Below are 13,274 nucleotides of genomic sequence, written 5' to 3' on the forward strand. Positions count from 1 at the left end.
ATACTGGCCCCTTTTTCTTGGGCAGCCGACTAGGCCGCGCCCCGCTCCTACAAACTGGGCATAAACCAGACCCGGCCGCCCGCCTCGATGCGCTCGGTCTTGATCTGGAATACCTGCGCCAGCAGCGCCTCGTCCACCAGCTCGACGCCCCCCTCCCGTACCACCCGGCCCTGTTGCAGACAGAGCAGGCGATCGGCCCAGTCGATGGCCAGGTTGATGTCGTGGATGGCGAGCACCACCAGCAGCCCCTGCCCGGCCAGCTGCTTGAGCAGCCGCAGCAGCGCCAGTTGATGGTGCAGATCGAGCCCGGCCAGCGGCTCGTCCAGCAGCAGTATCCGGCCATCCGGGTTGAGGCTCGGCCACACCTGCAGCAGGGTGCGGGCGATCAGCACCCGCTGCTGCTCTCCGCCAGACAGCCGGCTGAAGTCCCGCGCCAGCAAGGCTTCCAGCTCCAGCGCCTGACACAGCGCCTGAATAGCCTCGTTCTGCCTGGCCGCAGGTTGAGCCTCATCGAGCCCCAGGCTCAGCACCTGAAACACCGGGATATGGAACAGCTGGGGCTGGCGCTGAGGCAGCATGGCGCGCCGCTGCGCCAGTTCCGGCCAGCTCAAGTCCGCCAGCGACTCGCCGCCGATGCGCACCTCCCCTTGCCCCGACAAGAGGCCGGCCAGGGCCCCGAGCAGGGTCGACTTGCCGCTGCCGTTGGGGCCGAGCAGGGCCACCAGCTGGCCACCCTGCCAGGCAAGGTCGAGTGGGGCGAGCCGGTTGGCGACGGCGAGGGCGCGGGCCGCCAGCAAGGGAGGCTGGCTCCCGGGGTGATCAGGTGCTGGCATGGGCATCTTGCCTCAACAACAGATAGATGAAGAGCGGGGCGCCGACCGAGGCGGTGATGACCCCGATGGGCAGCTCCCCCGCTCGCAGGGCGGAGCGGGCGATGAGATCGGCCGCCAGCAGCAGGGCGCCGCCCCCCAGCGCCGAGGCGGGCAGCAGGAAGCGCTGATCGCTGCCGCCACACAGGCGCAGCAGATGGGGCACCACCAGCCCGACGAAGCCGATGACGCCGCACAGTGCCACCGCCATCCCGGTGAGCAGGCAGACCGCCAGCACCAGCCGCACCCGCATCTTGTCCACATCGAGCCCCATCAGACGGGCCTGGGTCTCTCCCAGCAGCAGTTGCTGCAGCGCCTTGCCCTGCCAGCCGAGCCAGCCGAGAGCAAGCGGGAACAGCAGCCACCACCAGGCGAATTGCTGGCTGCCATAGGCGAGGCTCCCCATCATCCAGAACATGAATTCACGCAAGGAGCCGTCATCGGCAAAGTACATCAGCCAGGTCATGGCGGCGTTGCTGAGGATGCCGATGGCGACCCCGAACAGCAGCAGCCTGGCATGGCCGAGCCGGGCCCGGCGCGCCAGCCGTATCAGCAGCATGGTCACCAGCAGGGCACCGCCGAAGGCCGCCAGCGACAACCCCCAACCCGGCAGATAGACGCCGAGGGCCTTGGCCACCGCCATCGCCACCATGGCGGCCAGTCCTGCCCCGCTCGAGACGCCGAGCAGGCCGGGTTCGGCCACCGGGTTGTGCAGCATCACCTGCAGCACGGCGCCGCCGCAGGCGAGCGCCGCCCCCGCCAGCAGGGCCAGCAGGGCGCGCGGCAGACGCAGCTCCAGCAGAATACGCTGCTCGAGCTCCCCCAAGGGGTGCCAGGGCAACAGCAGGAATTCGCCCCAGATCAGGGAGAAGAGAAACAGCGCCAGGGTCAGCAGCAGCAGGCCGAGCAACCAGCGCCGCTGCCAGCGCTGCTGGCGGGCGAGCAAAGAGAGATACACAGAGGCTCCCCGAAGGTGAGAGTGACCCGTGCCCGGGCGGCGTCAGCCACCGGGCATCAGCATGAAAAGGTCATGATAACAGCGTGTTACCACCCAAGGTCAAGGCTGGTAAGGCTTGGCGAGGGTGGCGATGTCACCGCTTGCCACCAGCTCCTGCAGGGCCAGCGCCAGCGGTTGCTGCAGCGCCTGGTGGGGGGAGCGCTTGCTCATGCCCAGATAGAGCACCACGGGCTGGGATGGCTGGTAGGCTGCCTTGCGCAGCCCCGCCTCCTTGCCCCGACTCAAGGCATAGTCCACCTGGCAGTCGGTGCCGATCATCAAGGGCAGATGGCCGCGCTGCACCATGCGCAGCAGTTGCTCCTCGGTGGGCACCCCGTGCTTGTCGAGCCGGCTGTCGGAATCGAACGGTTCGAAATAGGCCGAATTGAGCACGTAACCCACCCTGTGCCCCTGCAGATCGGCATAGCTGCGCAGGGTCGAGACCTCAGTCCCCTTGCCATAGAAGGCGGGCCGGCACTGGTAATAGGCCGGCTGCAGATAGTCGATGAAGGTCGCCCGCTCCGCCGTCATGGCCAGCCCGATCATCAGGTCCACCTGACCGGTCTGCATCTGTTTGAGCGCCCGCCCCCAGGGGACCTGCTTCACTTCGAAGCGGATGCCGCTGCGCCGCTGCAACTGCTGCAAGATATCCATGTCCAGTCCGCCCAGCCGACCGTCCGGCATTTCAATTCGAAACGGTGGCCAGACATCGGTGGCTACCGTCAGGGTCGGCGCACCGTGCACCTGGCAGGCAAACAGCAGACCAAGCACACCCCAGCTTGTCTTGCCCATCTCGTACAACCCTCTGTCTCTTCATCCTTGATGGATTAAAAATACCCTGCCGCCCCACTTATGAGAACCCATGGTTCGGCGATAAAATGCGATTGATTTTAAAGGAGAACCTAATGAACCCTATCTTTACCAGCATCGGCCTGCTGCTGTGCAGCAACGTCTTCATGACCTTCGCCTGGTACGCCCACCTCAAGAGTATGAATCACAAACCCTGGATCATCGCCGCCCTGGTGAGCTGGGGAATAGCGCTGTTCGAATACCTGCTGCAGGTACCCGCCAACCGCATCGGCCACACCGTGCTCTCCGTCGGCCAGCTCAAGATCCTGCAGGAGGTGATCACCCTCACCGTGTTCGTCCCCTTCTCCATCTTCTATCTGAAAGAGGATCTGAAATGGGATTACCTGTGGGCTGGCCTCTGCATCCTGGGCGCGGTCTTTTTTGTCTTTCGCGAGAAACTCACCGGCGCCTGACGCTGTACACTCAATAACATCCCCAGCAAGGCATCTCCTTGATAGACGAGGCAAAAACCATGGAATTGCGAGACATGCTACAGATCCTGGCCAAGCAGGACGGCTCAGACCTCTATCTGTCGACCGGCGCGCCCCCCTGTGCCAAGTTCAACGGCGGCCTGCGCCCCTTGAGCGAGACGCCGCTCGAGCCCGGCGAGGTGGCCAGCATAGCCGACGCCATCATGGACGGCGAGCAGAAGCAGCAGTTTGAAAAGGAGCTGGAGATGAACCTCGCCATCTCCCTGCCCCAGATAGGGCGCTTTCGGATCAACATCTTCAAGCAGCGCAACGAAGTCTCCCTGGTGGCGCGCAACATCAAGACCGAGATCCCCCGCTTCGAGGATTTGAAACTGCCCACCGTGCTGCTCGACACCATCATGGAGAAACGGGGGCTGGTGCTGTTCGTCGGCGGCACCGGCTCGGGCAAATCCACCTCGCTCGCGGCCCTTATCGACCATCGCAACCGCAACAGCGGCGGCCACATCATCACCATCGAGGATCCGGTGGAGTTCGTGCACCGCCACCGCAAGAGCATCATCAACCAGCGGGAGGTGGGGGTGGATACCCGCAGCTTCCACGCCGCCCTGAAAAACACCCTGCGCCAGGCGCCGGACGTGATCCTTATCGGCGAAATTCGCGATCGCGAGACCATGGAGCACGCGCTGGCCTTCTCGGAAACCGGCCACCTGGCCATCTCCACCCTGCACGCCAACAACGCCAACCAGGCGCTGGACCGCATCATCAACTTCTTCCCGGAAGAGCGCCGGCCCCAGCTGCTCAACGATCTTGGCAACAACCTCAAGGCGTTTGTCTCCCAGCGGCTGGTGAAAACTACTGATGGCGGCCGCCGGGCGGCGGTAGAGATCATGCTGGGCACCCACACCATCCGCGACATGGTCAAGCGCGGCGAGTTTGGCGGCCTCAAGGAGGTGATGGAGAAGTCCAAGGCCCTCGGCATGGTCACCTTCGACAGCGCCCTGTTCGATCTGGTGGTGGAAGGGGTGATCGACGAGGAGGAGGCAGTGAAGAACGCCGACTCGGCCAACAACCTGCGCCTCAAGATCAAGCTGTGGAAGGAGAAGGGCCAGATCGCCAGCAGCAGCGATGCCACCGGCTGGAGCCTGGAGCCCACCAAGGACGAGAAGGACGATCTGTTCTGACCCGTCTCCCCCTTGTGCCTGCAAACACCCGCCCCGGCGGGTGTTTTCATATCCCGGCTGCCTCCCCCCTCCTCGCTCGCCCGTAGCAGACAGCGACATCTGGTGAACGAACGGCCCATCTGCGACAAAATCTGTCACCAAAAATGACAAAACCATCACTTGACCGAAAAACCGTGCGAGAAGTGTGAGTGAAAGCTCTTTCATACCGGCTTCAAAGGAGGCACTATCAAAGGGTTCTATCAATAAAGGGGTATTAAATGTCGTTACAACCTGCCAATACAGCACAGTCAAGACAGTTGCTGAACGAGACCATGGCCTTGGTTCTCGCAGGAGGGCGGGGCAGTCGCCTCAAACAGTTGACGGACAACAGGGCGAAACCGGCAGTACACTTCGGCGGCAAGTTCCGCATCATCGACTTCGTACTCTCCAACTGCATCAACTCCGGCATTCGCCGGGTCGGAGTGGTGACCCAATACAAATCCCACAGCCTGCTGCGCCACCTGCAGTCCGGCTGGTCCTTTTTGCGCTACCAGATGAACGAGTTCATCGACCTGCTGCCCGCCCAGCAACGGGTGGACGAGGTCACCTGGTATCGCGGCACCGCCGATGCGGTCTACCAGAATCTGGACATCATTCGCGATCACGGCCCCAGGTATGTGGTGGTGCTGGCGGGGGATCACATCTACAAGATGGATTACGCCGCCATACTGCTCGATCACGTCAACATGGGGGCCAGGGTCACGGTGGCCTGCATCGAGGTGCCGCGGGATGAGGCGAGCGCCTTCGGGGTGATGGCGGTGGATGGGGATCGCAAGATCAACGCCTTCGTCGAAAAACCCGCCAACCCGCCCGCCATGCCGGGCAAGCCCGATACCGCGCTCGCCTCCATGGGGATCTACATCTTCGAAGCGGACTACCTCTACCAGTTGCTGGAAGAGGATCTCGCCAACCCGGCCTCCCACCACGATTTCGGCATGGACGTGATCCCGCGGGTGGTGCAAGAGGGCACCGCCTACGCCCACCCGTTCAGCATGTCCTGCGTCGGCTGCTGCCCGCAAAAGCGCCCCTACTGGCGTGACGTGGGCACGGTGGATTCGTTCTGGGAGGCCAACATGGATCTCGCCTCCGTCACCCCCGAGCTCGACATCTATGATCAGGACTGGCCCATCTGGACCAGCCAGAACATGACCCCGCCCGCCAAGTTCGTGCAGGACAGAAACGGCCAGCACGGTATGACCATCAACTCCATGTTTGCCGGCGGCACCATCGTCAGCGGCTCCTTCATCGTGAGCTCGGTGCTGTTTACCAACGTGCGGGTCGACTCCTTCTGCACCCTGGATCAGGCGGTGATCTTCCCCGGAGTCGAGATAGGCCCGGGCTGCCGGCTGCGCCGGGTGGTGATCGACAAGGGCTGCAAGCTACCGGAAGGACTGGTGGTGGGGGAAAACGCCAGCGAGGATGCCCGCCGCTTCTACCGCTCCGAGCAGGGGATAGTGCTGGTCACCCAGGAGATGCTGGCCAGGCTGTGATGCCGCCGCGCCGGCAAACGGGAGCCCTGTCGGCTCCCTTTTTACATTTGCTTACCGCTCGCGCCTTGTCCGGCCGCCCCCGGTGCGTGCTACTCTGCCCTCGGCCCTTGCCTTCGTCTCACCATGGAATCACATATGAAAAAACTGGATGTTGCCCGCCTTGCCAGCCTCGCCGACGAGGCCGCCCACTCCCCGCGCCTGCGCATGAACCACAACCTGCATCAGGAGCTGGCCGACCCCATCCAGCGCCTGGCCATCGCCATGGAGCCGGGTACCTACATCCGCCCCCATCGCCACCTGCAGACCTGGGAGCTGCTCACCTCGCTGCAGGGCCGCTTCGTGGTGCTCAACTTCGATGACGAGGGCACCGTCATTGCCCGCGCCGTGCTGGGGGAAGAGACCTCGGTGCTGGAGACCCCGGTCGCCAGCTGGCATGCGGTGCTCTCTCTGGATCCCGGCGCCGTCATCTTCGAGGTGAAACACGGTCCCTATGCTCCTTTCCGGGAAGAGGACTTCGCCCCCTGGTCACCGGCGGTGGACGACATCCAGGGCCAGCAGGCGCTGATGGCCTGGTATCGCCACGCCGAGGTGGGCCAGCGCTGGCCGGGGCGCTGATCTGCCCCCCTTCTACGCCAATCCAGCGAACAGGGCGAACACGCGCCCATAAAAAGACCCGCCAGCGGCGGGTCTTTTTTTATATTCGAATGCGGGCTATCGGGCGTGAGCTCAGCCCTTTTGCACCAGACCAATCTGGCCCGGCTCGCACCACTCGAACATCACCTCCTGGCTCTTGCCACAGCAGGAGCCGCCGCACACCTGAGTCTCCCGCTTGGCGACCCGCCCCTTGCGCATCCAGACGCCGAGCATGGCCTCCACCGCATCTTCCGAGGTGTGGAAGTGGCGGGCCAGCTCGCGCCGGCTCGCCTTCTGCTGCGCGGCGAGGTACTCCCCCAGCTCGCGCAGGATCATAGGGCCACCACCTTGCGCGCCACTATGTCGCCGTGGCGACGGCCCAGCCACCAGAGCAGCAGCAGGGAGAGGCCGTAGCTCGCCACCCAGAACAGGCTCTGTTCGGGGTGGGCGGCAAAGGTGGCCAGCTGATAGAAGACGGTGGCACACATGAAGGCCATGTAGTTGCACCAGGCGGCGGTCAGCAGGGCCCATTGGCGGCCGGTCTCCCGCACCAGGGCGCCCATGGCGGCGGCGCAGGGCATGTAGAGCAGCACGAACAACAGGTAGGCGAAGGCACCGGCCGCCCCGTCGAAGTGGCTCTGCATGTTGCCGTAGGTGGAGACGTCCACTTCCTGCGCCTCGGCGGCAGCCTGCTGGTCATCCAGATTGCCCACCGCCAGCCCCATGGGGTCGGTCGGGTCGATGTCGGCCAGATTGGTGGCCACTGCGGCGATCGCTTCCTGGAAGCTGTGCACCAGGGAGAACTCGCTCGCCTCCTCCTCCCCGTCGCCGCTGCCGGCGTAGAGGCTGTTGAGGGTACCGACCACCGCCTCTTTGGCGAAGATGCCGGTGACGATGCCGACCGTGGCCTGCCAGTTGTCATCGCGCACGCCGATGGGGTGCAGCACCGGGGTCACCGCCTGGCTGATTTTGCTCAGCACCGAGCTCTCCTGATCCTGGTGGCCGAAGCTGCCATCGGTGCCGAGCGAGTTGAGCACGCTCAGCACGGCGACGACCAGCACGATGGTTTTACCGGCGCCGAACACGAAGGACTTGAGCTTCTGCCAGGTCTTGATGCCGACGTTGACCGGGCGCGGCCACTCGTAGTCCGGCATCTCCATCAGCATGGAGTCGCTCTTGCCCGGCAGCAGGGTGCTGCGCAGCAACAGGCCGGTGAGTACCGCCACCAGGATGCCGATGAGGTAGAGACCGAACACCAGGTTCTGGCCCGACTCGGGGAAGAAGGCCACCGCGAACAGGGCGTAAACCGGCAGGCGAGCACCGCACGACATGAAGGGGGCCATGGCCGAGGTCATCAGCCGCTCGCGCTCGGAGTTGAGGGTGCGGGTCGCCATCACCGAGGGCACGGTGCAGCCAAAGCCCATCAGCATGGGCACGAACGCCTTGCCCGGCAGGCCGAGGCGGCGCATCAGGGCATCCACCACAAAGGCCGCGCGGGCCAGGTAGCCGGAGCTCTCCAGCACCGCCAGGAACAGATAGAGGCAGCCGATCACCGGGATGAAGGTGGCGACGGTCTGCAAGCCCACCCCGAAGCCGTCCGCCAGGATGGCCCCCAGCCAGTCCGGCGCATGGACCAGTCCCAGCAGGTGGTGCACCCCGTCGACAAACAGGGCACCGCCCATGATGTCGAAGAAGTCGATGAAGGCGCTGCCCACCTTGATGGCGAACATGAACATCAGGTACATCACCAGCAGGAAGAAGGGGATGCCGAACCAGCGGTTGAGCAGCACCCGATCGAGCCGCTCGCTCTGGGCCGCGCTGAGCTTGCCCTTCTGCTGGCACGCCTGGGCGGCCCACTGGTGGATGTGGCCGTAGCGGATATCCGCCAGTTGCAGGTCCACATCCTGCCCGTGGTGAGCGCGGGCCACCACGTTGGCGGCGGCGGCCTGCTGGCCGGGCAGCAGGGTCTCCTGCATCACCGCATCCTCTTCCAGCAGGCGCAGGGCGCGGCCGCGGGCAGTGAGGTGGTGCGGGGCGAGCAGGGTCTCGAGCTCCGCCAGATCTTTTTCAAGATCTGTGCCGTAGTCCAGCAACAGCGCCGGCTGCGGCTGGCCGATGAACTGCTGGATCTGGTTCTTGAAGGCGGCGACCTGCTGGCGATTGTGGGCCGAGAGGGCCACCACCGGGCAGCCGAGGGCCTTGGCGAGCTTGCTCTCGTCGATGGTGATGCGCCGCTTTTGCAGGATGTCCATCTTGTTGAGCACCACCACCATGGGCAACCCCAGCTCGCGCAGTTGCAGCGTGAGGTAGAGGGAGCGCTCCAGGTTGGCGGCGTCGATGACGTTGAGCAGCAGATCCGGCTGCTGGCCCTCCACGAAGCGGCTGGCGATCTGCTCGTCCAGGCTCCCCTCCTGGTTGGCCAGGCTGTAGATGCCGGGCAGGTCCATCAGTTTGTAGTCGTGGCCCTGGACACTGAATTCGCCCATTTTCTTGTCGACGGTGACGCCGCTCCAGTTGCCCACCTGCTGGCGGGCCCCGGTCAGGGCGTTGAACAGGGAGGTCTTGCCGCTATTGGGGTTGCCGACGGTTACCAGGGAGTAGTTCATACCGGTTCGACCTCGATTTGCTGGGCAAGGCTTTTTTGCATGGAGAGGCAGATCCCCTGACACTGGATCTGCAGCGGATCCCCGAGCGGGGCCGCGCGCAAAAAGATGACTTCAGTCTGGGGCAGCAAGCCCATCACCATCAGCTTGCGCCGCAGGGGACGGGTCAATTGATTCATGTTCTTGATGCGAGCACTCTGTCCCGGTGACAACTGCGCGAGTACCATGACTGACTCCTGAAGTTAAACAATAATAATTCTCTTTTACTTGGGGCATTATAATCCGTGTTTTCAACGCTTATTTGAGTAAAATCAAACTCCGCTTAGCTAACCCACAAATAACTGCCATGAGTCACGACAACAACAGCCGTCTGGTTTACAGCACGGACGGCGGCATCATCAAAGAACAGAGCCAGCCGCAATCCGCCTCCCCCTTCCCCACCGATGGGGTGGTGCGCATCCGCCGCGAAACCAAGGGGCGCAAGGGCGCCGGGGTCATCACCATCCACGGCGTACCGGCCGACCAGCAAAAGAGCATCGCCACCCTGCTCAAGAAAAAGTGCGGCACCGGCGGCGGCCTCAAAGAGGGGGTGATCGAGATCCAGGGGGATAAACGGGATCTGATCAAGGCCGAGCTCGAGAAGGCCGGTTTCAGCGTCAAGCTGGTGGGTGGCTGATCCCCGCTCGCCCGGCTTGCGTCACTTTCGCTTTTTCCCTAGAATGCCCGCTCCCATCGAGGGGGAGTAGTCTCGCCAGCCGGCCCCAAACCGGTTCGCGACCCTGATCAACATACTTGGTGCCAACTCACCATGGTCAGGGTGATCCACGCCAGCCGCGGATTTGACAAGACCTTTGACGGGCCAGTGCCAATACCGGGGACGGATGGCGCAGGCTTGTCTCAGGTATAACAATTCCGTCCCCCGGTCATTTTTATGGAAGCCTTGTTAACCTCAACCCTCAGCGTGGCCATCGCCGAAATCGGCGACAAGACCCAGCTGCTGGCGCTGTTGCTCATCTGTCGTTTTCGCAAGCCCTGGCCCATCATCGCCGGCATGCTGGCGGCCACCCTGCTCAACCACGCCGGCGCCGCCTGGCTTGGCGAGTTCATCAGCCGCTGGCTCGATCCCAAGGTGATGACCTACCTGGTGGCCGGTGCCTTCATCGCCATGGCCGCCTGGATCCTGGTGCCGGACAAGATGGACGACGAGGAGAGCCCGCTCGACAAGTACGGCCCCTTCATGGCCACCTTCGTGCTCTTCTTTATCGCTGAAATCGGCGACAAGACCCAGATCGCCACCGTGCTGCTGGCGGCCAAGTACGACTCCCTGACCCAGGTCATCACCGGCACCACCCTCGGCATGATGCTGGCCAACGTGCCTGTGGTGCTGCTTGGCAAGCTGGGGGCCGATCGCCTGCCCCTCAAGGGGATCCGCATCGCCTGCGCCATCCTGTTCGTGGGCCTCGGAGTGAGCACCCTGCTATTCGCCTGACCCGGCCGGATCAGAAGGTGGCGAGGCAAGGGTGAGCACTTGCCGACGCCACTCCCGCGCCCATGTCGTCTCTTTGCACGCAAGCCCCGTCCTCTGGCGGGGCTTTTTGCTGCCCGCATGGCGGGCCTGCGGCGCCCGCAGACGGGGGCTGCCAACCGGCGCCATGGCCGTGGCATAATGCGGCAAACCTGATGGAGCATCCCATGCACTTCACCTCAAGACAGACGCTGCTCGACTGGGTCAGGCGCGGGCGTCTCGACCGGGCCCAGTTGCCCGCCGCCCTCGCCCTGTGCGAGCTGCCCCCCGGCCCTGCCCGCTGGCAGTGGCTGTTCGATCGGCTGCTGCTCTGGCTTGGCAGCCTGTGTCTCGGCGCCGGCCTGGTGTTCTTCGTCGCCTTCAACTGGCAGGAGCTGGGCCGCCTCTCGCGCCTCGCCCTGCTGGAGCTGCCACTGCTCGCCATGCTGCTGTTGCTGTGGCGCAAGCCCCTCGCCGACAGCCAGCGCCAGGCGCTGCTGCTCGCCATCGCCCTCAACATCGGTGCTCTGCTGGCGCTGGTGGGGCAGACCTACCAGACCGGCGCCGATCCCTGGCAGCTGTTCGCCATCTGGGCGCTGATGCTGCTGCCGCTGGCGGCGCTCGGCCAGAGCCCGCTGCTGTGGACCTTGAGCTGGCTGCTCGGTCAGCTGGCGCTGGTGCTCTACTGGCGGCTCGGCCTGTTCAACTTCTTCTTCGCCTTCGATGAGGAGGCCCTCGGCTGGAGCCTGACCCTGTTCAACACCGCCCTCTGGGGCATACTGCTGCTGGTGCCCGCCCGCTACCGGCTGATGCCCTCCTGGCTGGCGGGGCTGGCCGCCGGGCTCGGCGTCACCCTGCTGACCCTGCTGGCGCTGTTCGATGCCGCCTCCCCCTGGGTCTGGCCGGCCTGGCTCGGCTGGCTGGCGGCCGCCTACCTGCGCTGGCACCACAGGTTCATCGCCGGGCTCGCCATGGGCTGCCTGAGCCTCATCGTGGTGCTGCTGACCGCGCTCGGCAAATGGATGGAGCCGGACGTGGACGGCTTCCTGCTGCTCTGCCTCATCGCCATCGGCCTGTCGGTGGCCGCCAGCCGCTGGCTGCAACAACAACGGAGGTCCCATGAGTGATCTGACCCCCTGGCAGCGACTGCAACGGGCCCGGCTGGTGGAAGGGGATGCCCCCCGCGACGACCAGCCCCACTGGTCGAGCCGCTTTCTGCTCGGCATGGTGGGCTGGATTGCCGCCCTGTTCCTGCTGTTCTTCCTGTTCATGTCGTTCTCCCAGCTCACCCGGGATGCCGACAGCGCCCTGCTGATGGGCGCCGTGCTGATGGCCATCGCCTTTTGCCTCAACCGCTTCGCCACCCTCAGCGATCTGTGGGATCAGTTCGTGCTGGCGCTGGCGCTGGCCGGCGACGCCTGGCTGCTCTACGGCCTGCTCGATCGGCTGGATCTGCACTCGGCCCCGCTCTGGTTCGGTCTCGCCCTGCTGTCGCTGGCCATCGCCGCCCTGTTCGAGCACTGGCTGATCCGGCTGTTCCACAGCTTCGCCACCGCCATCCTGCTCACCCTGGGCCTCGCCTGCCTCGGCCTGCAACTGCTGGCCCTGCCGCTGGTGATGACGGCGGTTGCCCTCAGCTGGCTGCAGGCAGAGCGCGATCCGGCGCGCCATCAGCTCTATGAATCCCTCACCCTGGGGCTGGCGCTCTCCCTGCTGGTGCTGGGGCGCCTGCACCACCCGCTGTGGGAGGGCGGCGCCAGCATGCTCGACGAGCTCGGCCACTCCCGCCTGCCGCTCTGGCTCAACCCGCTGCTCTGCGCCGCTCTGTTGCTGGGGCTGATGGTCAGGCTGAAACTGCCGCTGCTGTACGGGCTGCCACTGGTGCTGCTCAGCGCCCTCATCCCCGGCATGGGGGCCGGCGCCCTGGTGCTGGTGCTCGGCTTCTATGCCGGCAGCGTCGGCCTGATGACCCTGGCCGGCCTGCTGCTGGTCGGCTTTGGCTCCCTCTATTACTACGATCTGGGGCTGACCCTGATGACCAAATCCTGGCTGCTGCTGGGCTCGGGCGCCCTGCTGCTCGGCGCCCGCCAGCTGCTCAAACGGCTGAGCCCACGGAGCCCCTCATGAGACGACTCGCCTTGCTGCTGACCGGTATCACCATCCTGGCGGCCATCAATGTCACCGTCTGGCGCTACGAGCACGCCATGAGCAGTGGCGAGGTGGTGCTGCTGCGCCTCGCCCCGGTCGACCCGCGCTCCCTGATGCAGGGGGATTACATGCGCCTCAACTACGAACTCGCCCGCCAGCTCGGCAACCGGCGCCACGACGAGGCCCCCGCCGATACCCTGGTGATCCGCCTCGACGAGCAGCAGGTCGCCAGCTGGGTGGAAGGGGGCAAGCCGGAGCAGCTGGCCCGCGATGAGCGGCGGCTGCAGGTGCGCCAAAGCGATGGCCAGTGGCGCATCGGCCCCGACGCCTACTTCTTCGAAGAGGGCACCGGCGAGCAGTACGAGGCGGCGCGCTACGGCGAATTTCGCCTGCAAGAGAGCGGCAAGGCCCTGCTGGTTGGGCTGCGCGATGAGCAGCTAAAACCGCTGGGCAACCCCAGAGCGCGCTGGTAACTGCTGGCAATATCAGGCTTTTTTGCCCACACTTGGGCAAGATGATCGCCCGCGCTA

15 protein-coding genes are annotated in these 13,274 nt (G+C 64.8%); 9 read left to right on the top strand and 6 right to left on the bottom strand.

Features of this window, described 5'->3' with window-relative positions; all coding sequences use genetic code 11:
- Positions 1 to 47: 47 nt before the first annotated feature.
- The 3 genes from I6L38_RS10860 to I6L38_RS10870 all read right to left on the bottom strand — a co-directional run bounded on the left by I6L38_RS10860 (position 48) and on the right by I6L38_RS10870 (position 2,658).
- Positions 48 to 833, bottom strand: coding sequence for an ATP-binding cassette domain-containing protein (locus tag I6L38_RS10860; protein ID WP_192897132.1), 786 nt, complete (start codon positions 831 to 833; stop codon positions 48 to 50).
- Positions 820 to 1,827: a vitamin B12 ABC transporter permease BtuC gene (btuC, locus tag I6L38_RS10865; protein ID WP_042052043.1), complete on the bottom strand. Its 1,008-nt coding sequence runs from the start codon at positions 1,825 to 1,827 to the stop codon at positions 820 to 822. The genes I6L38_RS10860 and btuC overlap by 14 nt, the downstream gene beginning before the upstream one ends.
- 99 nt (positions 1,828 to 1,926) lie before the next feature.
- Positions 1,927 to 2,658 carry an ABC transporter substrate-binding protein gene (locus I6L38_RS10870; protein WP_024942579.1) on the bottom strand — a complete coding sequence of 244 codons (732 nt, stop codon included), beginning with the start codon at positions 2,656 to 2,658 and terminating at the stop codon, positions 1,927 to 1,929.
- A gap of 113 nt (positions 2,659 to 2,771) precedes the next feature.
- Between I6L38_RS10870 and I6L38_RS10875 the strand changes: the two genes are divergently transcribed.
- The 4 genes from I6L38_RS10875 to I6L38_RS10890 all read left to right on the top strand — a co-directional run bounded on the left by I6L38_RS10875 (position 2,772) and on the right by I6L38_RS10890 (position 6,471).
- Positions 2,772 to 3,128 carry a DMT family protein gene (locus I6L38_RS10875; RefSeq protein ID WP_005302630.1) on the top strand — a complete coding sequence of 119 codons (357 nt, stop codon included), beginning with the start codon at positions 2,772 to 2,774 and terminating at the stop codon, positions 3,126 to 3,128.
- 59 nt (positions 3,129 to 3,187) lie between these two features.
- A complete protein-coding gene (tapW, locus tag I6L38_RS10880) occupies positions 3,188 to 4,327 on the top strand; it encodes a type IVa pilus ATPase TapW (RefSeq protein ID WP_017766703.1) in 1,140 nt (379 codons plus the stop codon).
- Between the two features lie 257 nt (positions 4,328 to 4,584).
- Positions 4,585 to 5,856, top strand: a complete 1,272-nt coding sequence (gene glgC, locus I6L38_RS10885; protein WP_201882352.1) for a glucose-1-phosphate adenylyltransferase — start codon at positions 4,585 to 4,587, stop codon at positions 5,854 to 5,856.
- Positions 5,857 to 5,991: 135 nt separating this feature from the next.
- Entirely contained in the window at positions 5,992 to 6,471 is a 480-nt protein-coding gene (locus tag I6L38_RS10890; protein ID WP_065017832.1) for a WbuC family cupin fold metalloprotein, read from the top strand.
- A gap of 111 nt (positions 6,472 to 6,582) precedes the next feature.
- Here I6L38_RS10890 and I6L38_RS10895 read toward each other — a convergent pair whose 3' ends face one another.
- The 3 genes from I6L38_RS10895 to I6L38_RS10905 are packed head-to-tail and all read right to left on the bottom strand — an operon-like array spanning position 6,583 to position 9,319.
- Positions 6,583 to 6,825, bottom strand: coding sequence for a FeoC-like transcriptional regulator (locus tag I6L38_RS10895; RefSeq protein WP_005302637.1), 243 nt, complete (start codon positions 6,823 to 6,825; stop codon positions 6,583 to 6,585).
- On the bottom strand, positions 6,822 to 9,095 hold the full coding sequence (gene feoB / locus I6L38_RS10900) for a Fe(2+) transporter permease subunit FeoB (RefSeq protein ID WP_201882360.1): 2,274 nt from the start codon (positions 9,093 to 9,095) through the stop codon (positions 6,822 to 6,824). Before feoB ends, I6L38_RS10895 begins: the two co-directional genes overlap by 4 nt.
- The gene (locus I6L38_RS10905) at positions 9,092 to 9,319 is read right to left on the bottom strand and encodes a FeoA family protein (protein WP_019840265.1); all 228 of its coding nucleotides are present in this window, start codon (positions 9,317 to 9,319) and stop codon (positions 9,092 to 9,094) included. The genes feoB and I6L38_RS10905 overlap by 4 nt, the downstream gene beginning before the upstream one ends.
- A 119-nt stretch (positions 9,320 to 9,438) precedes the next feature.
- On the opposite strand from I6L38_RS10905, the gene I6L38_RS10910 reads away from it, so the two are divergent.
- The 5 genes from I6L38_RS10910 (at position 9,439) to I6L38_RS10930 (ending at position 13,217) form a co-directional block, all read left to right on the top strand.
- Positions 9,439 to 9,768, top strand: coding sequence for a translation initiation factor (locus tag I6L38_RS10910; protein ID WP_010633535.1), 330 nt, complete (start codon positions 9,439 to 9,441; stop codon positions 9,766 to 9,768).
- 255 nt (positions 9,769 to 10,023) lie between these two features.
- Positions 10,024 to 10,581: a TMEM165/GDT1 family protein gene (locus I6L38_RS10915; RefSeq protein WP_010633534.1), complete on the top strand. Its 558-nt coding sequence runs from the start codon at positions 10,024 to 10,026 to the stop codon at positions 10,579 to 10,581.
- 203 nt (positions 10,582 to 10,784) lie between these two features.
- Positions 10,785 to 11,723, top strand: coding sequence for a DUF2157 domain-containing protein (locus I6L38_RS10920; RefSeq protein WP_201882362.1), 939 nt, complete (start codon positions 10,785 to 10,787; stop codon positions 11,721 to 11,723).
- Positions 11,716 to 12,723 carry a DUF4401 domain-containing protein gene (locus I6L38_RS10925; protein ID WP_201882364.1) on the top strand — a complete coding sequence of 336 codons (1,008 nt, stop codon included), beginning with the start codon at positions 11,716 to 11,718 and terminating at the stop codon, positions 12,721 to 12,723. Before I6L38_RS10920 ends, I6L38_RS10925 begins: the two co-directional genes overlap by 8 nt.
- Positions 12,720 to 13,217, top strand: coding sequence for a GDYXXLXY domain-containing protein (locus tag I6L38_RS10930; RefSeq protein WP_216989551.1), 498 nt, complete (start codon positions 12,720 to 12,722; stop codon positions 13,215 to 13,217). Before I6L38_RS10925 ends, I6L38_RS10930 begins: the two co-directional genes overlap by 4 nt.
- Positions 13,218 to 13,274 lie beyond the last annotated feature (57 nt).

The sequence above is a fragment of the Aeromonas sp. FDAARGOS 1408 genome, assembly GCF_019048665.1.
In the GTDB taxonomy this organism is placed as follows: Bacteria; Pseudomonadota; Gammaproteobacteria; order Enterobacterales; family Aeromonadaceae; genus Aeromonas; species Aeromonas dhakensis.

Bases quoted from the DNA above. Each gene is read 5' to 3' on its own strand.
- I6L38_RS10890 (WP_065017832.1), top strand. From the start codon at position 5,992: ATGAAAAAACTGGATGTTGCCCGCCTTGCCAGCCTCGCCGACGAGGCC.
- I6L38_RS10905 (WP_019840265.1), bottom strand. From the start codon at position 9,319: ATGGTACTCGCGCAGTTGTCACCGGGACAGAGTGCTCGCATCAAGAAC.
- I6L38_RS10915 (WP_010633534.1), top strand. From the start codon at position 10,024: ATGGAAGCCTTGTTAACCTCAACCCTCAGCGTGGCCATCGCCGAAATC.
- I6L38_RS10895 (WP_005302637.1), bottom strand. From the start codon at position 6,825: ATGATCCTGCGCGAGCTGGGGGAGTACCTCGCCGCGCAGCAGAAGGCG.
- glgC (WP_201882352.1), top strand. From the start codon at position 4,585: ATGTCGTTACAACCTGCCAATACAGCACAGTCAAGACAGTTGCTGAAC.
- I6L38_RS10875 (WP_005302630.1), top strand. From the start codon at position 2,772: ATGAACCCTATCTTTACCAGCATCGGCCTGCTGCTGTGCAGCAACGTC.
- I6L38_RS10860 (WP_192897132.1), bottom strand. From the start codon at position 833: ATGCCAGCACCTGATCACCCCGGGAGCCAGCCTCCCTTGCTGGCGGCC.
- I6L38_RS10930 (WP_216989551.1), top strand. From the start codon at position 12,720: ATGAGACGACTCGCCTTGCTGCTGACCGGTATCACCATCCTGGCGGCC.
- tapW (WP_017766703.1), top strand. From the start codon at position 3,188: ATGGAATTGCGAGACATGCTACAGATCCTGGCCAAGCAGGACGGCTCA.
- feoB (WP_201882360.1), bottom strand. From the start codon at position 9,095: ATGAACTACTCCCTGGTAACCGTCGGCAACCCCAATAGCGGCAAGACC.
- I6L38_RS10910 (WP_010633535.1), top strand. From the start codon at position 9,439: ATGAGTCACGACAACAACAGCCGTCTGGTTTACAGCACGGACGGCGGC.
- I6L38_RS10870 (WP_024942579.1), bottom strand. From the start codon at position 2,658: ATGGGCAAGACAAGCTGGGGTGTGCTTGGTCTGCTGTTTGCCTGCCAG.
- I6L38_RS10920 (WP_201882362.1), top strand. From the start codon at position 10,785: ATGCACTTCACCTCAAGACAGACGCTGCTCGACTGGGTCAGGCGCGGG.
- I6L38_RS10925 (WP_201882364.1), top strand. From the start codon at position 11,716: ATGAGTGATCTGACCCCCTGGCAGCGACTGCAACGGGCCCGGCTGGTG.